At 55.5% G+C, this 18,588-nt stretch carries 15 protein-coding genes; 10 read left to right on the top strand and 5 right to left on the bottom strand.

The genetic code is table 11. The features are described 5' to 3' along the window. Nucleotides 1-18 precede the first annotated feature (18 nt). Both ABD931_RS07915 and ABD931_RS07920 read left to right on the top strand, forming a co-directional pair. Complete coding sequence (locus ABD931_RS07915) at nucleotides 19-1,242, top strand: DUF6786 family protein (protein WP_345265706.1); 1,224 nt, start codon at nucleotides 19-21, stop codon at nucleotides 1,240-1,242. 27 nt (nucleotides 1,243-1,269) lie between these two features. Continuing rightward, complete coding sequence (locus ABD931_RS07920) at nucleotides 1,270-3,786, top strand: glutaminase family protein (RefSeq protein ID WP_345265708.1); 2,517 nt, start codon at nucleotides 1,270-1,272, stop codon at nucleotides 3,784-3,786. 27 nt (nucleotides 3,787-3,813) lie between these two features. Here ABD931_RS07920 and ABD931_RS07925 read toward each other — a convergent pair whose 3' ends face one another. Both ABD931_RS07925 and ABD931_RS07930 read right to left on the bottom strand, forming a co-directional pair. Further along, nucleotides 3,814-4,836 (bottom strand): hypothetical protein, encoded by a 1,023-nt coding sequence (locus tag ABD931_RS07925; protein WP_345265984.1) that lies wholly within the window; start codon nucleotides 4,834-4,836, stop codon nucleotides 3,814-3,816. 4 nt (nucleotides 4,837-4,840) lie between these two features. Next, nucleotides 4,841-5,491 carry an oxidoreductase gene (locus ABD931_RS07930; protein WP_345265710.1) on the bottom strand — a complete coding sequence of 217 codons (651 nt, stop codon included), beginning with the start codon at nucleotides 5,489-5,491 and terminating at the stop codon, nucleotides 4,841-4,843. A gap of 73 nt (nucleotides 5,492-5,564) precedes the next feature. Between ABD931_RS07930 and ABD931_RS07935 the strand changes: the two genes are divergently transcribed. Beyond that, nucleotides 5,565-8,036: a TonB-dependent receptor plug domain-containing protein gene (locus ABD931_RS07935; RefSeq protein ID WP_345265712.1), complete on the top strand. Its 2,472-nt coding sequence runs from the start codon at nucleotides 5,565-5,567 to the stop codon at nucleotides 8,034-8,036. 46 nt (nucleotides 8,037-8,082) lie between these two features. Here ABD931_RS07935 and ABD931_RS07940 read toward each other — a convergent pair whose 3' ends face one another. Then, nucleotides 8,083-10,308 carry a carbohydrate binding family 9 domain-containing protein gene (locus tag ABD931_RS07940; RefSeq protein ID WP_345265714.1) on the bottom strand — a complete coding sequence of 742 codons (2,226 nt, stop codon included), beginning with the start codon at nucleotides 10,306-10,308 and terminating at the stop codon, nucleotides 8,083-8,085. Nucleotides 10,309-10,470: 162 nt separating this feature from the next. Between ABD931_RS07940 and ABD931_RS07945 the strand changes: the two genes are divergently transcribed. The 3 genes from ABD931_RS07945 (at nucleotide 10,471) to rodA (ending at nucleotide 14,967) form a co-directional block, all read left to right on the top strand. Beyond that, a complete protein-coding gene (locus tag ABD931_RS07945; RefSeq protein ID WP_345265986.1) occupies nucleotides 10,471-11,445 on the top strand; it encodes an SMP-30/gluconolactonase/LRE family protein in 975 nt (324 codons plus the stop codon). A gap of 251 nt (nucleotides 11,446-11,696) precedes the next feature. Beyond that, nucleotides 11,697-13,634 carry a penicillin-binding transpeptidase domain-containing protein gene (locus tag ABD931_RS07950; RefSeq protein ID WP_345265717.1) on the top strand — a complete coding sequence of 646 codons (1,938 nt, stop codon included), beginning with the start codon at nucleotides 11,697-11,699 and terminating at the stop codon, nucleotides 13,632-13,634. A 52-nt stretch (nucleotides 13,635-13,686) separates the two neighbouring features. Beyond that, entirely contained in the window at nucleotides 13,687-14,967 is a 1,281-nt protein-coding gene (gene rodA, locus ABD931_RS07955) for a rod shape-determining protein RodA (RefSeq protein ID WP_345265719.1), read from the top strand. Between the two features lie 5 nt (nucleotides 14,968-14,972). Here the strand turns inward: rodA and ABD931_RS07960 are convergent, their stop codons facing one another. Together ABD931_RS07960 and ABD931_RS07965 are read right to left on the bottom strand one after the other, a co-directional pair. Next, the gene (locus tag ABD931_RS07960) at nucleotides 14,973-15,353 is read right to left on the bottom strand and encodes a DUF423 domain-containing protein (RefSeq protein WP_345265721.1); all 381 of its coding nucleotides are present in this window, start codon (nucleotides 15,351-15,353) and stop codon (nucleotides 14,973-14,975) included. A gap of 110 nt (nucleotides 15,354-15,463) precedes the next feature. Continuing rightward, complete coding sequence (locus ABD931_RS07965; protein WP_345265723.1) at nucleotides 15,464-16,126, bottom strand: YggS family pyridoxal phosphate-dependent enzyme; 663 nt, start codon at nucleotides 16,124-16,126, stop codon at nucleotides 15,464-15,466. Nucleotides 16,127-16,317: 191 nt separating this feature from the next. On the opposite strand from ABD931_RS07965, the gene ABD931_RS07970 reads away from it, so the two are divergent. The 4 genes from ABD931_RS07970 (at nucleotide 16,318) to rplI (ending at nucleotide 18,549) form a co-directional block, all read left to right on the top strand. Then, entirely contained in the window at nucleotides 16,318-17,259 is a 942-nt protein-coding gene (locus ABD931_RS07970) for a DUF8428 domain-containing protein (protein ID WP_345265725.1), read from the top strand. A gap of 135 nt (nucleotides 17,260-17,394) precedes the next feature. After that, on the top strand, nucleotides 17,395-17,763 hold the full coding sequence (gene rpsF, locus ABD931_RS07975; protein WP_345265727.1) for a 30S ribosomal protein S6: 369 nt from the start codon (nucleotides 17,395-17,397) through the stop codon (nucleotides 17,761-17,763). A 2-nt stretch (nucleotides 17,764-17,765) separates the two neighbouring features. Next, a complete protein-coding gene (gene rpsR, locus ABD931_RS07980) occupies nucleotides 17,766-18,017 on the top strand; it encodes a 30S ribosomal protein S18 (RefSeq protein ID WP_345243757.1) in 252 nt (83 codons plus the stop codon). A 91-nt stretch (nucleotides 18,018-18,108) separates the two neighbouring features. After that, nucleotides 18,109-18,549, top strand: a complete 441-nt coding sequence (gene rplI, locus ABD931_RS07985) for a 50S ribosomal protein L9 (protein ID WP_345265729.1) — start codon at nucleotides 18,109-18,111, stop codon at nucleotides 18,547-18,549. Nucleotides 18,550-18,588 lie beyond the last annotated feature (39 nt).

An 18,588-nucleotide genomic window follows, 5' to 3' on the forward strand; every position in this document is an offset into this window, starting at 1 on the left:
TAAATCCTGAACCCAGGCATGAAAAAAGTAATCATTATCGGCGCTGCGCTGCTGGTCGGGCTGGTGGCCTGCCGGTCGAATACGACGAATGAGCAGACCGCAGCCGGCCCGCCCGTAGGGACGTTTGCCTATGATCTGGCGTTTTTGCAGAATCACCATAAAGATGTTGTGGTTTTGCGCGATGGCGACGCGCAGGCCTTGATACTGCCGGCCTACCAGGGACGGGTCATGACCAGCACCGCCGATGGCAAAACCAGCTACGGCTGGATCAATTACGACCTGATTCGCTCCGGTAAACTACTGCCGCACATGAACGCCTTTGGGGGCGAAGACCGCTTCTGGATGGGGCCGGAGGGTGGTCAGTACGCCCTCTTCTTCAAAAAAGGGGCTGCGTTTACGGCCGATAACTGGCAAACGCCCACGCCCATCGATTCGGAGCCGTTTATTGTGGTGTCTGGAAATAACCGGTCGGCCCGGCTCACCCGCAATTTTCAACTGACCAATTACGCTGGCACGTCGTTCCAGGTGGGCGTAGAACGCGACGTCCGGCTGCTGTCCCGCCCGGAATTGACCCAACTGCTGGGCGTGCCGCCCGCCGATGGACTGAAGCTGGTGGGCATTCAGTCCAGCAACACGCTGATCAACCGGGGGCCGGGAGCCTGGACACCGGATAAGGGCCTGCTGTCGGTCTGGATACTGGGGATGTTTAATGCGTCTCCGCGTACAACCGTGATGGTGCCGTTCCGGAAGGGAGCAGGGACAGTTATCAACGACAGCTATTTCGGCAAAGTGCCGCTCGACCGGTTGGTGATCAACGATACCATTGCGTATTTCCGGGCGGATGCCAAACTGCGCAGCAAAATCGGGGTGTCGCCCGATGGGGCCAAAAACTGGCTCGGCAGCTACGATCCGGCTACGCAGACCTTGACGCTGGTGACGTTCACCTTCGATCCCACCAACCGGCAATACGTCAACTCCATGTGGGAGCAGCAAAAGAATCCCTACGGGGGCGATGTCGTTAACTCGTACAACGATGGGCCTATGAAGCCCGGGAAACCGCAGATGGGGCAGTTTTATGAACTGGAAACCTCATCGCCGGCCGCAGCGCTGGCCCCCGGCGGCCGCCTGACGCATACGCATACCACCCTGCATATTCAGGGTGACGAAGTCCAACTAGCTCCCATTGCCCAGCGACTGCTGGGCGCGTCATTGCCGGAACTCCAAACTATTTTTGTCCAGTAAACCCATGCTCTCCTTACCAAATACATTATGCAAACCCGATTACAAGCCGTAAAGCGGCTTAGCCTGAAAACCGCCTGCCTTTTTGCTGCTCTGACTCTCGGTAGCCATACGGCCAGTCTGTCGCAGACGAAGCCGGCGCTAAATCCACCCGCAACACCCCTGATTACCATTGACCCATACACCAGCATATGGTCGTTCGGCGACCAGTTAAACGGCGAATCGACCCGTCACTGGACCGGCCGGACACAGCAGCTAAACGGCCTGGTGCGCGTGGATGGCCGCACGTATCGTTTCATGGGCAACCCCACCTTTGCCGGCGGAACCATTATGCCCACTACCCAGCAGGCCCGCTATCAGGCAAAATACGTGACTACCAAACCGGTATCCGATAACTGGGCGCAGCCCGGCTTCGATGATAGCACGTGGCAGGTAGGCGAGGGCACCTTCGGCACCCGCAACACCGATAAAACGCCCTGGAAAACCGAAGAAATCTGGCTGCGCCGGACCGTAACGCTCAATACCGTGCCCGACGGTAAGCTGCTGGTTAAGGCCATTTACAACGACAACTACGAAGTGTTTGTCAACGGCGTTCGGGTGGCGGGCGTGGCCGGCGTCGCAGCCGATTACGAACTGGCGGCTACCAACCGGAAGGTAGCTGAACTGCTGAAACCCGGCCCGAACGTGATTGCCGTGCACAGCCAGAATTTCAGCGGTCCGGGTTTTGTGGATGTGGGACTGGTGCAGGAGCATGACCTTAATATCCCGCCCGCGGCCCAGACCGGCCGGCGGATCACCGCCACCCAGTCGGAATATACCTTTGAGGCCGATGGCGTTGAACTGACCGTGACCTTTCTGGCCCCGCTGCTGATGGACAACCTGGATGTGCTGTCGCGGCCGGTGCAGTACGTCACGTATCGCGCCCGCGCCAAAGACGGCAAACGCCACAGCGTTCAACTCTACACCAGCGCGTCGGCCGAACTGGCCGTCAACTCTCCAGACCAGACCGTAACCTGGAACCGGGGGCAAACGGGTAACCTGAACTTCATGCGCGTGGGCACCACCGAGCAGAAGGTGCTGGGCCGTAAAGGCGATAACGTTCGCATCGACTGGGGCTACCTGTACACGGCCGCACCCAAGGCTGCGGGAATCAGTAACCACATAGGTTCTCTGACGTCGACGCTGGCGCAGTTCAGCAAGCAAGGAAATGTATCGGGTGCCGACGATAGCCGGATGCCCCGCCCTGCAATCGATAGCCTGCTGGTGCTGGCTACCACCTTTGACCTGGGGCAGGTGACGGGCCAACCGGTTGAGCGGCACTGGCTGATTGGGTACGATGATATAAAGTCGGTAGAATACTTTCAGCAGCCGCTGAATGCCTGGTGGCGACGCGATGGGAAGAAGACCATTGAACAGGCCTTACAGGCAGCCGAAACGGACTATACGGCGCTGCAAACCCGTTGCGATGCCTTTGATAAACAGCTGTATGCCGATGCCCGGAAAGCTGGAGGCATTGCCTACGCTGATCTGTGTGTGCTGGCCTACCGCCAGGCCATTGCCGCTCACAAACTGGTAGCCGACCCGAAGGGTACTCCGCTGTTTCTGTCCAAAGAGAACTTCAGCAACGGCTCCATCGGTACGGTGGATGTGACCTACCCCTCGGCCCCGCTGTTTCTGCTGTACAACCCCACGCTGCTGAAAGGGATGCTGGAGCCGATCTTCTATTATTCGGAAAGTGGCAAGTGGACCAAACCGTTTGCGGCCCACGACGTAGGCACCTATCCCATTGCCAACGGGCAGACCTACGGCGAAGATATGCCGGTGGAAGAGTGCGGCAACATGATTATCCTGACCGCAGCCATTGCGGCCGCAGAAGGCAACCCCAACTACGCCCGGCAGCACTGGCCAACCTTAACCACCTGGGTCGAGTACCTGAAAAAAGAAGGCTTTGACCCGGCCAATCAGCTCTGCACCGACGACTTTGCCGGTCACCTCGCCCGCAACGCCAACCTGTCGGTCAAAGCCATCATGGGCATTGCCGCCTACGGGAAACTGGCCGGTATGCTCGGGCAGAAAACCGTGGCCGATGAATACACGAAGCTGGCCCGCGACCTGGCCCGTAAGTGGATGGATATGGCCCAGGACGGCGACCACTACGCCCTCACCTTCGACAAAAAAGACTCCTGGAGCCAGAAGTATAACCTGGTCTGGGACAAACTGCTCGGTCTGAACATTTTCCCGAAAGAAGTGGCGCAGAAAGAAGTCAGCTACTACCTGACCAAACAGCAACCCTACGGCCTGCCGCTCGACAGCCGCAAGACCTACACCAAATCCGACTGGATTGTCTGGACCGCCACCCTCGCCGACCGCCCAGCCGATTTTGAGGCCTTCATCCGGCCTATCTACCGCTTCGCCGGCGAAAGCCCCGACCGCATTCCCCTCAGCGACTGGCACGAAACCACCAATGGCAAACACGTCGGTTTCCGCGCCCGCTCGGTAGTTGGTGGGTATTTTATCAAGATGCTGGAAGGGAAACTGACGAAGTAGGAATCCGCGTCCTGCCGAACCCTACGGTTAATGCATCTGCACCATCTCCAGGCTTTTCCAGACCAGGTCGCCCATAGTCCGGCAGCGGAGGAAGTCGGGGTTCTGGTAGTGACGCATGAGGGCGTGTTTTAGCTGCTCTACATGGGCGGGTAACGAGATTTCATCAACGCGCATGGCCCGCATCAGGTCGCTGATGCGGGCCGTTTCTACGCGGAGACGGCCCGCAATCAGCGACCGCTCTTCAATCTGGTACTGCCGCACGCTCTCCGGTGTCATGTATTTCATGCCCAGGTCAATAATGGGCAGGTTCTGCTTGAAATACTGCGGCATATACACCGACTTGCGGCCTTCGTACGACTGCTGGTCGAAGTCGATGGCGCGGATGCGGTAATACACTTCATCGAAATCCGGGGTTATATCCACCACGAAATTGCTGGAGTGCATATCGCCCAGTAGCCGCACAAAGCAACGCTCGTTGAACTTGATGAACTCCTTGCATAAGCGGATGGGGTTCAGGTTGGGGTCGTGGATGTGAATCATGAAGAACATATCGCCCGGAATACCGGCAATGTGTTCTTCAATCAGGCTCTGGCCGCTGGTGAGGTAGCTGATGCGGTTGGGCGACAGAATATGCTCCAGTTCCAGCCCGTACACCCGCGAGGCATCGGCATTTTTGAGGTAGAAGTAGTCGAAGTTGTCGTTGACCAGATTCCGGATGCGCACCCGGAAGGGCTTGGTGTTGCCGTAGCTGCAGAGGTCGACGCGGTCGATGGTCAGGTGGTTGGTGATAGACATATCACCATCGGCCTTCAGGTGAGCGTACGTGGCTTTCAGTGCCAGGTGAATGTCGTCCGATTCGGAAGCTGTATAAAATACGGTTTCCCAGAGGGTATCCTGGCCTTTATTGTCGTACAGCGTGATGGAGTCGTTATAGCGGAGCAGGTCGGCATACTGAATGGGCAGGGCCAGTTCGCGGCTGTACTGCACGAGGTAGTCGTGCAGTGCCTCGCTAATGCGGTAAACCAGCTTCTTTTTGGTGATGATGGGCATGGCGTCAATACCGCTGGAGCACATCCGACTCAAAAATGTGCTTGCCGGTTAGCCCCTCCTGGGCGGTGGTAAACATGGCATTGGCGACTTTCTCAGCCTCAATACCCCGGTATTTCGCCGGAATCAGGGGGGCGGTAGCCCGCATCAGGCCCGCAGCCACTTTCTCGCCCAGTCGGGATTCGGAGCGGTTGCCCAGCAGCAGCGACGGCCGGAAAATCAGCAGCGTCGGGTAGTTCAGCGCAGCCAGGTCCCGCTCTACTTCCCCTTTTACCCGGTTGTAAAATAAGCGGGAGTCCAGGTCGGCACCCATCGCCGTAACAATCGCATACTGCCGGGCTCCGTTGGCCAGCCCCAGCCGGGCCACGTCCATCGGATACTGATAATCGACTTTGCGGAACGCTTCTTTGGAGCCGGCTTTGGCCATAGTGGTACCCAGACAGCAGAAAATATCGTCGGTCTGCACCAGCAAGCCGTTCGGATGGTCAAAATCATAGGTGACCTCCTGCAGGCGCGGGTGCTGCCAGCCCAACGGTTTGCGTACCAGTACTTTTACTTTGTCGTAAACGGTCGAGTCTACCAGCCGATGCGTGAGCAGGTCACCGATCAGGCCCGTAGCGCCAACAATCAGGGCGGTTTTTGTGGTGGGGTAAGTCATACGTGGGCCGGAATTTTTGCTAATTTATGCGCCATACCCAAAATTGAAACATCTTCCTCGTAAAACCTACCTTATGTTTTCTTTTACCAAACCGGTCAGGCCCCTAATCGCCGGGGCCATGCTGCTGCTAACGGCGCTGGGGGCGTTCGCGTTCCGGCTGTCGGACGATGAATTTGTAAACCGATTAATCGCCCGGCTGAAGACATACAACCAGCGGTTTCCTAACGAAAAAGTGTATGTGCAGACCGACCGGGCGTATTATCTCCCCGGCGAAACCGTCTGGCTGAAAGGCTATCTGTTCGACGGCATGAGCCACGAAGCCGATTCGGTCAGTGGGTTGTTATATGTAGATCTGATCGACCTGACCGCCCGGAAGCTGGTGATGCAGGCTCAGTTGAAAGCGGTAGGCGGTCACGCACCGGGCCAGCTAACCTTACCGGAAACCTTAAGCGCCGGTCCCTACCAGTTGCGGGCGTATACCGGCTGGATGCGGAATTTTCCGGAAGACTATTACTTCACTCGCTCGCTGATGGTGCTGGAAACCCGTACCGGTATGCCCGAACCAGCCGTTTTGCCGGCGGCCCGGCCGGATGTTCAGTTCATGCCCGAGGGTGGAAATCTGGTTGCCGGTCTCGAAAGCCGGGTAGCCTTCAAGGCTACCGATGCCGGCGGACGCGGAGCCGAAATCGAGGGGTTTGTGCTTGATTCCCGCAATGATACCATTACCGGTTTGACACCCCAGCATCTGGGGATGGGCTCTTTCACCATAAAACCGGAGCCGGGGCTGACTTATACCGCTTTTGCTCGGCAGGGCACCGGGACCTACGGCCGCTACCCGCTGCCGGCCGCTCAGCCCAATGGGTATGTGATGACGGTGGATAATATCAGCAACAAGAGCCATATCCGGGTGTTTATAGCCGGCAAGAAACCGGCCGATGGCACCCGCGAAGTGACCCTGGTAGCTCAGATACGCGGTACGATTGTTCAGGCGGCTAATGTGCCTGTAGGGCCGAAGGCGGTGCTGGTCCAGTTTCCCAGAGATAAGTTTCCGGAGGGCATCGCTCAGCTTACCCTATTTGATGAAACCAATACCCCTGTTTGCGAACGGCTGGTGTACGCAGAAAACGGCGGCCTGCTCACCATTTCGGTGACACCGGAAAAAAGCGCGGTAAAACCCCGCGAGAAAATAACACTGAACGTAAACGTAACCGATGCGGAGCATAAGCCGGTAGCGGCCAATCTGTCGATGGCTGTGACGGATGCCCGCCAGGCGCTGGACCCCGACAGTAACGGCACCACCCTGGTATCGCATCTGCTGCTGACTTCCGATCTGAAAGGGACGATAGAGCAGTCTGGTTACTATTTCGACCGTAGCAAACGCGATCGCCTGCAAAAACTCGATCTGCTGCTGATGACCCAGGGCTGGCGCCGGTTTACCTGGCCGGAGGTGCTGGCCGGCAACCTGCCGGAACCAAAGTACCCGGTGGAGCCGGGTCTCTCGCTGACGGGGCAGGTGGTGCGGCCGAACCAGAAACAGGCCGGCAAGGTGCGGCTGACATTTATGTTTGTGGGCCGCGACAGTGCCCGGAGCTTCCTGACCGAAGAGACCAACGAAGCCGGGTATTACAGTCTGTACGGCCTCGATTTTACCGACACGACCCATGTCCTGATCCAGGCAATAACCCAAAAAGGCAACCGGAATCTCAGCCTGACACTCGACCAGCTGATAAAGCCGGCGGTGACGCTCACGCAGGTGCCCTATAACCCGTTGGTGGTGCAGCGCGACGAACTGGCCGAGTTCCTGAAACGCGCCAACGAGTATCTGGCTATAGAACGGCAAATCCGGCAAAACCGGGAAATCCTGCTGCAGGAGGTGAAGGTGAAGGCGAAGCGCAATGAAACTGACAGCCGCAAGATCTACGGCAATGCCGATGCTACGGTGAAAGTTACCCAGCAACTCGCCGGCGGAGCCATGAGCGTGCTGGACATCCTGCGGGGGCGCGTAGCCGGCCTGAATATTTCCGGCTCACCTATGAACCCGACGGTGCAGATTCGCGGAGCCGCCAATTTCTCGGGCGTGGTAGAACCGCTGTTCCTGATTGATGGGATGCCGGTGGATAAACAGGCCGTGCTGTCCTTGCCCGTGATGGATGTCGATTATGTTGATGTGCTGAAAGGGGCTGGAGCCGCTATTTTCGGCTCGCGGGGCGGGGGCGGGGTTATCAATGTCATGACCAAACGCGGAGGGGCCAATTACGACCCCAGCCAGGACAAAGCCGAGGGTATTCTGGTGGCCAGGCTCCCCGGCTACACGCCCGTGCGGGAGTTTTATGCCCCTCTGTACGCTACCTCTAAACCCGAACACATCCGGCCCGATTACCGCGCCACGCTCCACTGGGCACCCCTGATCCGGACCGGCCCCGACGGTAAAGCCGCCCTTTCGTTCTTTGCCTCCGACGCCCGCACCACCCTCCGCTTTATCACCGAAGGCACCACGGCCGCCGGTCAACCCGGTTCCAGCCGCCAAACGGTGAGGGTGGAATAGGTTTGACGTTTGAGGTTAAAACGGCGAAGCAACTTCAAACCTCAAACTAGACATTTAGCCAATACGTCATCTTCAGCACCAGGGCGCGGTTTTTTGACTGGAAGGTGTCGGAGACGTAGTTGTCGGTATAAACGATGAACAGGTCGGAGACGGGCCGGAACCGCCACTGAAACCGGGCGTTTACGTTAACGTTGTTGATCTGGTTGTTGTACTGCACAAACGTGGTCAGGAACACATTGCGGGAGAAGGATAGCTCCACGCGGGGGCCAATCAGCAGCAGCATGGCCGAGCTATACGGCTTCGGCAGGGTAATCTGGTTGTAGTTAACATCCAGCGATAAGACCCCGTACGGCTGGTAGCGGTAGTTGAACGTAGACGTGATCGACACAATGTTCCCGTTGAAATACTGCCCGACACGGGCCTGCAGGATGTAGTTGAGCAACCGTCGGGTATCCGACTGGTATGTCAGACGGGTACTGGCGTACCGGTAGGCAGTGCCGGCCTTCAGGGGCAGGCCTTTGGTATTGGTGGGGTTGAAGTCGGAGAACAGGTAGGTATAGTCCATACGCCAGGGACTCCACCGAATGGAACTGGTGTTCTGGAGCCGGGCAAACAGGTACACCGGTGTTGCGTCCCAATCGGTTACCAGGCCATCGGTTCGGCGGATAAATATATCGCCGTCTACTCCAACGCCGTACCGGTTCAAAACGCGGGCCAGCCGGGGGTTTTTCGGGTAAATACTGTAGGCGATGTTGGGCGCGGCCCGGTAATAGCCCCGGCGTGGTACATAGCCCGTTTCGGCGGTGTACTGATCGCCCACGTGCTCAAACCGGCTTTCGGCTTCCAGCTCCGGCGTATTGTAATTGATGAAGGCTCCCATGGCGTATTGCCCCGGTGTTGCCACGGGGGTCATAACGCGGTGGTAGAAAAACTTGTTTGTCCACCGGCCATCTTTGGAGTTCAGGTTGTAATCCAGACCCGCCACCCGGTTGTATTGGCTCTGGTAGCCGGTCCGTTCCGACGTGTCGGCGGCAAATACCTGCTTATTGACCAGAATAAACCCGATGCCCGACCGGGTAAAGATCTGCCGCTGCACAGCCGCCACGGTGTAGTTGATGGTCGGCAGGCCAATTTCGGTATTACGGTTGGTTTGCATCGACAGTAGCCCCACCCGCCACTTATTGGTAAGCTTGCCGCTCAGGCGGGCCCCGGCCATAATGGGTACCTGGAGGTTATCGCCCGTATTGGGGCTGCGCACAATACCGATGCGCCGGCTGAAGAACGGGTTAATGGTATTGAAACCAAACTGTCCGAAGAGGTCGCTGTTTTCCAGAAAGAACTGCCGCCGTTCGGGGAAGAGGAGCTCAAACCGGCTCAGGTTTGTGACCTGCCGGTCTACTTCTACCTGCGAAAAGTCAGGGTTTACCGTCAGGTCCAGGTTCAGGGCGGGCGTTATACCAATCTTGGCGTCGAAACCCAGCCCGCTCCGGGTTTGGGTGGGTATATCACGTACGTAGTCGCGGTAACCGTTACCCGACAGGTAGGGGATCAGCACCACGTTTGCGCCCGGAGTGGGCGGGCGGTCGTCCCACACCAGCAGGCCGGAGAATGCGATGTTATTGCCGTTGAAGTTGCGTGAAATGGGGGCCCACGACGAGCGTTCGTTATCGGCCAGGACGTTGCGGGTGAAGTTGATGTTCCAGACATTCTGCCCCTCTGAGGGTTTGTACCGCAGGGTCTTGAACGGAATCGCCATCTCCAGTTCCCAGCGGTCGTCGTAGTTACGGACCTTTGAGAACCATTTGTTATCCCAATCGGTCGATAAGGTTGTTCCCCCCGATACCAGCCCTTCCCGCTGTACACCGTACGGACTCAGCGCAAAATTGAACGAATTTTGTTTATCCCGGTAGGTATCAATATTGACAACAAAGACATCGGAGCTGCCACCGGGAAAATCGCGCTTCAGCGATTGTACCACATACCGGTGCCGGGCCTGATAGCAAACTGCCCCGACATACAGAAACTGATCGTCGAAGGTAACCCGCACCTGCGTATGATTCCAGGCCCGGGACGTGTCAAACGGCGTATTCTGCCAAAAGACCGTAGTTGTATCGGCCAGTTTCCAGTCCGACTCCTGTAATTGACCGTCGAGGTTAAGGGGAAAACGGGCTTTTCGAATATGTAACTGGTACGTTTGTTCGTTGATGGTGAGCGTCTGCGCGAAAGCAGAAACCGTAAAAAAGGCAATAAATAAAAGGTATAGATACTTCATTTCAATCTAATTTCCTGACAAAGGTAACGATTTGGTTTGGCTATCGACGAAATCATTGCGCTATGCGCAAAACCTTTGTAAGTTGCGCCAACTGCCTTATATGCTACATCCATGTACTCCGAAACGCTGACGACCACCATAGCCGTAAGTGCCTTACTGTCTATGGTCCTGACTACCGGCGCGGCCGCCCAAACTACCCATTATCCGACAATCGGCACCGTGGTCCGGAACGATCCGCAACTGGACAAACTCCTTCCCAGAGATGCCCGCATTGAGGTACTGGCGTCTGGTTTCGTCTGGGCCGAAGGACCCATCTGGATCAAAGACGGTAACTATCTGCTGTTTTCCGACGTACCGCAGAATACCATCTTCAAATGGTCGGAGAAAGAAGGTCTCACCCAGTTTCTGAAACCCTCAGGTTATACCGGCGCCGGGGCATATGGCGACGAGCCGGGCAGTAACGGCCTGACCCTCGACCGGCAGGGGCGGCTTATTGCCTGCGAGCACGGCGACCGGCGGGTATCGGCCATGCCGCTGTCGGGGGGCGGTAAACGAACGCTGGCCGACAATTACCAGGGCAAGCGCTTCAACAGCCCCAACGATGTGGTGGTGCATTCCAGCGGCAGCTACTACTTTACTGACCCACCGTATGGGCTGCCCGGCAAGGAAAAAGACCCCAGGCGGGAAACGGAGCTATTCGGTGTGTACCGGATTGCGCCCAACGGCACCGTGTCGCTGCTGATCAGCGATCTGACCCGGCCGAACGGCATTGCCTTCTCGCCCGACGAAAAGACCCTGTACATTGCCCAGTCGGACCCGGATCGGCCCATCATCATGGCGTATCCGGTGCAGGCCGACGGTTCGGTAGGGAAGGGCCGGGTCTTGTTTGATGCCGCTCCGCTCCTGAAGCAGAACCTGAAGGGCCTGCCCGACGGCCTGAAGACCGACCGCGACGGCAATGTCTGGAGTACCGGTCCGGGTGGGGTGCTGGTGATCTCCCCGGCCGGTAAACTGCTGGGGCGCATCGATACGGGCGAGGCTACCGCCAACTGCGCCTGGGGTGACGACGGCTCCACGCTATACCTGACCGCCGATATGTACCTCTGCCGGATTCGCACGACTGCCAGGGGCTGGTAACCATTATGGTGGTAGGTAAAAAGTACCCCGCCTGCCCGATCTCACCCAGGCCTGATACAAACATTACCGCCAAATCAGGGGTTTGATATGCAGTAAAAACCCTACGATAGCGTTATAGATATAGGGGCCGACGCTTAACCGAAAAATAATATCGGCAGAGGTCGGGTCCACTTGCCATATGCTGGCTAACGGTGTTAACTTTGTAGGATAAGGGTTGTAGTGTGTAGCCTGGATTTACGGAAATTTAGTTCATGTTTGAGAATCGAAAATATATCATCATCGGCGTCTTCTGCCTCGTCGGCCTGGTATATCTGACTCGTCTGTTTTATCTCCAGATTTTGGATGACAGTTACTCACTCGAATCGTCGAGTAACTCCATCAAGCGGGTAATTGAAGTCCCGGTCCGGGGTCAGATATACGACCGCAACGGCAAACTGATCGTATATAATACGCCGGTTTATGATCTGTACGTAACTCCGCGTCAGGTCCGGATACCCGATACGCTGGCGTTTTGCCGGCTGATGGGAATTACGGTCAGCGAGTTCGACAGTCTGATGGCCATTGCTAAAGCGTATTCGCCGGTAAAACCCTCGCTGTTCCTGCGGCAGTTGTCAAAAGAAGACTTTGCCCGCATTCAGGATGCGCTGGTCGATTACCGGGGGTTTGAGCCCGCAACCAGCTCCATGCGTACGTATCCGGCCCGTACGCTGGCCAATGCGCTGGGGTATGTCAGTGAAATTACCAAGCGACAACTCGACAACCAGGAAACGATCTACTACCGGCAGGGTGATTATATCGGACACAACGGTCTGGAGGAGCAGTATGAAGAGCAACTGCGTGGTAAACGCGGGGTTCGGTACATCATGCAGAACGTCCGGGGGATATACAAAGGCTCCTGGAAAGACGGCGAATACGATACGCTCTCGGTGCCCGGTCAGAACCTGTACACCGGCATAGATATTGAGGTCCAGAAATACGCCGACAGCCTGATGCAGAACAAAGTCGGCAGCGTCATTGCCATTGAACCGGCTACGGGTGAGATTCTGGTGTCGGTGTCGGCCCCGACGTATGATCCGAATCTGCTGTCGAGCCGCCATTTTTCCAAGAATTATGTCAAGCTGCTTCGGAATCCGTACAAGCCGCTGATCAACCGGCCGGTTATGGCCAGTTACCGGCCTGGGTCTACCTTCAAACTGATTCAGGCCCTGGTGGCGCAGCAGCAGGGAACGCTGTTTCCCAACACGGTGTATTCGCACGCCGGTGCGCCGGTAAAATGCCACGGCCATCCCGGTTCGGTCAACCTGTACGGCGCGGTTCAGTACTCCTGCAACCCGTATTTCTACCACGTATTCCGGCGGCTGATGTATAATAATTCCGAGTCGAACACCTTCAAAGCGTCGGCGGCCGGCCTGCAGTACTGGCACGATATGGTGCAGAAGTTCGGCATCGGCGAACGTCTTGGCGTTGATTTACCCAGTGAACTGAAAGGTAAGCTGCCTGATGTGGAGTATTACGATAAAATATACGGAACGCGACGCTGGAAGTTCTCCACGGTATACTCCCTGAGTATCGGGGAAGGTGAACTGCTCATCAGCCCGCTCAAGATGGTTAATGTGGCGGCTACCATCGCCAACCGGGGCTATTACTATACTCCTCACTACATCAAGGGCTTTGCCAAACCGGGCCATAGCGTACCCGAAGAGTACCGGGAGCGGCACGAAACCGGCATAAACCCCAAGTACTTCGAACCGGTAATTGCCGGCATGCGGGCGGCCGTCACCAACGGAACCGTGATGCGGATGGCCAACCTGCCGGATGTAGAACTTTGCGGCAAGACGGGTACCTCGCAGAACAAGAAGGGAGAAGACCACTCGATCTTTATCGGCTTTGCCCCGGCCAACAATCCCAAGATTGCCATTGCCGTGTTTGTTGAGAATGCAGGCTGGGGTGGGGTAGCAGCCGCGTCGGTGGCGGCCCTGGTGACCGAGCGCTACCTGAAACGCCGGACGGATGCCAAAGAACTGGAGAAGTTTATCACCGAGAAGAACTACATGCCGGCCGTGGTGACTTCTCCACCTAAGCCAGTGGTTCCCAAAAAGAAAGATACTATCCTGAAAGATAGCACCCGCAAGCCCATTATAGCCAAAATGGCCATGAATATGATAAAGAGTGAAAGAGCGAAAGAGTGACTCTCGCTCTTTCGCTCTTTCACCTTTGCAGCTCAATATTGCTAAGACTCAAATGTATCGTAACGAAGAAATAACGCGTAATATCGACTGGATGACGGTAATCCTGTACATGGCCTGTGTGATAATGGGCTGGCTTAATGTCTTTGCCGCCGTGTACAATCCGGAAGACCAGACCAGTATTTTTGATTTTTCGAACAATGCCGGAAAACAGTTGATGTGGATCGGGACCAGCCTTATCCTGATTATCTGTATTCTGGTGATTCATCACCGTTTCTACGATTCATTTGCCTATATCTTCTACGGCGTCATGATTCTGATGCTGCTGCTGGTGCTGGTAGCGGGGAGCAACATCAACGGATCGCGGTCGTGGTTTAAGTTTGGCCCTGTGTCGATTCAGCCGGCTGAGTTTGCCAAAGTGGCGACGAGTCTGGCGCTGGCCCGGTTTCTGGATGCCCCCGGCATAAACCTGACCAAACGGAAAGATCTGCTGTATATCGCCGGGTTTATTGGGTTGCCGGCTATCCTGATCATTGCCTCTAACGAAACGGGGTCTACGCTGGTCTTTGCCTCCTTTGTGATCATGCTATACCGGGAGGGCCTGCCCGGCTTTATTCCGGCCATCGGGATTGCGGCTGCCGCCTTGCTGGTGCTGTCGCTGATTGTGCCTAAACTATACATTTTTCTGGCTATTGCGGGCCTGGCCATGCTGGTAATCTGGATGATGCCCCGCTATAACCGTACGCCCACCAATATTCTGTCCATCAGTCTGATCGGGGTTATTATGATGGGGGTGGTCACCGGAGTTGACTTTTTCGTGAACGATGTGCTACAGAAGCACCAGCGTAACCGGATCAAGGTATTGATCGACCCCAACATCGACCCCTTGGGCGTGGGCTGGAACGTGACGCAGGCAAAGATTGCCATTGGCTCCGGCCGGCTCCACGGCAAGGGTTTTCTGGAGGGTACTCAGACTAAATTTGACTTCGTGCCTGAGCAAAGTACCGACTTTATTTTCTGCACCATCGGCGAGGAGCACGGTTTTGTTGGCAGCGCCATTGTGGTGGCGCTCTTTATCGGCCTGTTATGCCGGCTGATTTTCCTGGCCGAGCGACAACGAAGTAAGTTCTCCAGGGTATACGGCTACTGTGTGGCGGGAATTATTTTCTTCCACGTGATGGTCAATATCGGCATGACCATCGGGATCATGCCGGTAATTGGTATTCCGCTGCCGTTCTTCAGCTACGGGGGCTCGTCGCTCTGGTCGTTCACCATCCTGCTTTTTATCTTCCTGAAACTCGACTCCCGGCGGACCAGTATGTTTGCCCGAGGGTAAGCCCCTTAGATAAACGCCCAGAACAGCAGCGCCCAGCCCACAATCAGCAACACCCCCCCAATCGGCGTAATGGCCCCAAAGGTGGTGATGCCTGTAAAGCAAAGAATATACAGTGAACCGGAGAAGATGATAACGCCCGCCAGAAACAGGTAGCCTGCTATGTTCAGCAGGCGGACGGCCGCCGGGTTATTGCCCAGCAACTGGATCAGGATACCCACCGCCAGCAGGGCCAGCGCGTGGTAAAACTGGTACTTAACGGCCGTCTCATAAGTATCGGCCCGGCCCGACGCGTCCAGCATTGCTCGCAGCGCATGTGCCCCAAAAGCGCCAAGCGCTACCCCCAGCAGGCCCAGAGCCGCACCGGATTGGATGAAGAATTTGACCATGTTCGTTTGACGTTTGTAGTCTGAAGTTTGTAGTTTGGAGCAGCCCGGTGGTCTGTAGTTGGCTTTGCCAGATTAACTTCAAACCTCAAACGTCAAACTTTAAACCAGAATTAATTCCTTTCCCCAAAGATAGCACTTCCCACCCGAACGAGCGTACTGCCTTCGTCGATGGCGATGCCGTAATCGTCACTCATACCCATGGAGAGTTCGCGGAAGGCGACGTTGGTGCGCCGGATCGCGCTAAGTTTATCGTATACCTGTTTCAGCCCCCTAAACTCCCGGCGAATCTGCGTTTCATCGTCGGTGTTGGTGGCCATACCCATCAGGCCGACGAGGCAGATGTTGGGCAGGCTGTCCAGTTCGGCGCTGTTGAGCAGGGTTTCGGCTTCCTCGGGGCTCAGGCCGAATTTGGTTTCTTCTTCAGCAATATGAATTTGCAGCAGGCAGTTGATGACGCGCTCGTGTTTGGCTGCCTGTTTGTTAATCTCCTGGAGTAGTTTCAGGCTATCGACCGAATGAATCAGGGCAACAAATGGGGCAATGTACTTGACTTTGTTGGTCTGGAGATGCCCTATCAGGTGCCATTCGATATCAGCGGGCAGTTGCGGCCGCTTTTCTGCCATTTCCTGCACTTTGTTCTCACCAAACAGCTTGCAGCCGGCCTCGTAAGCTTCCTGGAGCATGGCAACCGGTTTTGTTTTGGTAACAGCTACCAGCCGGGCGCGCTCGTTCAGTTGTGCACGGATGTAGTCAATGCGTTGGGCAATTGTCATAGGCTTATTATCGGCAAAATCGCCGTGATTGGAAATTTTTTCCGATTATCGGGGTTTAAATTTGAGAATTTAGTGGAAATAGGTACTTTTTGGCGCAAAATACCCGATTTCGGCACACGGAAGCAATAAGTCGGTCTGAAATTAAGTTTCATTACCGTTTAGATGTAAACCCTCAAACGCTACACACTTCTATGGAAGCAAATCAGGAAAGGCGGAACAGCAGTCGTAATTATCTGATAGCCGCACTGTTGATTCTGGCCACTCTGAATGTACTGCTCTTGTACTTCTATTATCAGGAACGGCAAACAAATAAAACCCAGGAAGCCACAATCGCTGCCAAAACCGAGGAGGTTCTGCTCACCAAAACCAAGCTGGATTCTATTTCGCTCCAGCTCGATGCCAAAATTGCCGAAATTCAGCGCCTGGGGGGCAATGTCGATTCGCTGTTGCGGGTAAAGGAGCAACTGGAAGTGGATAAACGGGAACTGCGTAATGTCAATACGTTTAATCTCCGGAAATACGAGCAGAAAATCAGGTCGTATGAGGGGCTGCTGGTTCAGAAAGACAGGGAGATTGTCCGGCTTAAGAAAGAGAACAGTCTGCTGACCCAGCAGAATGAGGTGTTGACCCAGGAAAACACCGGCCTGCGAACGGAGCGGCAGGCCCTCAGCGACTCAGTAAGTGTGTATTCCGTCAAAAATCGGGAGTTAGCCGAAAAAGTGACCATTGCCTCGGCCCTGAGGGCTGAGAATGTATCCGTTAATGCCATTAACTCGCGGGGCAAAGAGCGGGACGGCGGCAGCTACAAGGCCCGGCGCATCGACAAGGTGAAAGTCAGTTTCCGGCTGGCCGAAAACCCGTTGACGCAGCAGAACGAAAAAGACATCTATATGCGGATCATCGACCCGAACGGGGCGGTCCTCGCCGACATGGCCACCGGCTCCGGTGAGTTCAATGCCGTCGGTAAAGACATGATCTACACCGCCCGGCAGCGCATTCAGTTCGACAACAGCCGCCAGGAGGTTTCCTTCGTATATGGTCGGGGTGGGCAGCGCTTCAACGAAGGTCGCTACGTTATAGAACTCTACTCCGAAGGGTTTAAAATCGGGGAGGGGGAGTTTACGGTGAAGTAATTAGTCGCAAGTCAATAGTCGATAGTCGCAAGTCAATAGTTGTTAGTCAGGCTTTATAAACTAACAACTATTGACTTGCGACTATCGACTATTTTCCGTACCTTTGCCCCTCATTTTAAACCAGTTCATTAAATCATGTCTTTAAAAAGCTACGAAACGGTGTTCATTATGACTCCCGTTTTATCTGAGCAACAGATAAAGGACACCGTCGACAAGTTCCGTAAAGTGCTGACCGATCATGGTGCGGAGCTTGTTCACGAAGAGAGCATGGGCCTGCGGAAGCTGGCCTACCCGATTCAGCACAAGAACACGGGTTACTACCAACTGATTGAGTTCAATGCCCCTCCTACGCTCCTGGCTACGCTGAACACGGAGTATCTGCGCGATGAGCGTATCCTGCGCCACCTGGTAATTGCCCTGGACAAGCACGCGGTTGACTACAACGAGCGGAAACGCAAAGGGTTAGTCGGTAAGAAAAAACAAGAAAACGAGGAGGCTAAATAATCATGAGCTTACAGAACGAATCTGTCAACAAGAACGAAAACCGGAAAAAATACTGCCGCTTTAAGCGCTCCGGTATCAAATACATCGATTACAAAGACGCTAACTTCCTGCTGAAACTGCTGAACGAACAGGGCAAAATCCTGCCGCGCCGGATTACCGGTACCAGTCTGAAATACCAGCGGAAAGTGGCTCAGGCCGTTAAGCGGGCCCGTCACCTGGCTATCCTGCCGTACGTAGGCGACTCGCTGAAGTAAGAATTTTAGTTGATAGTCGATAGTCGATAGTCGATAGGAGGCCGGAGGCACTAACGACCAGCGACTAACGACTCTAAAGACTCTTTTAACAATGGATGTAATTCTGAAAACCGATATTGCCGGCCTGGGCTATAAAAATGACACTGTGACGGTGAAGCCCGGCTACGGCCGCAATTTCCTGATTCCTCAGGGATTTGCCATCATGGCGACTGACTCCAACAAACGGATGATCGCCGAAAATATCCGTCAGGCGGCCCACAAAGCCGAGAAGATCAAGAACGATGCGCAGGCCATTGCCGACCAGATCGGCGACCTGCGGCTGACCATCCCGGCCAAAGCCGGTGAGAGCGGCAAGATCTTCGGCCGGGTAACCAACACCCAGATTGCCGACGCCCTGCGCGAGAAAGGCTTCGACATCGACCGGAAGAAAATTGCAGTCGACGACGTAAAATCGCTCGGCGAATACAAGGCTACCCTCGACCTGCACAAAGACGTAAAGCATACGCTTGTGTTTGAAGTAATAGCCGAGTAAGCAGGAAAGGTCCCTACCGTAAAGCAGCGTCCCGCTCAC

Origin of the sequence: Nibrella viscosa, assembly GCF_039541875.1 — a bacterium.
Taxonomy (GTDB): Bacteria; Bacteroidota; Bacteroidia; order Cytophagales; family Spirosomataceae; genus Nibrella; species Nibrella viscosa.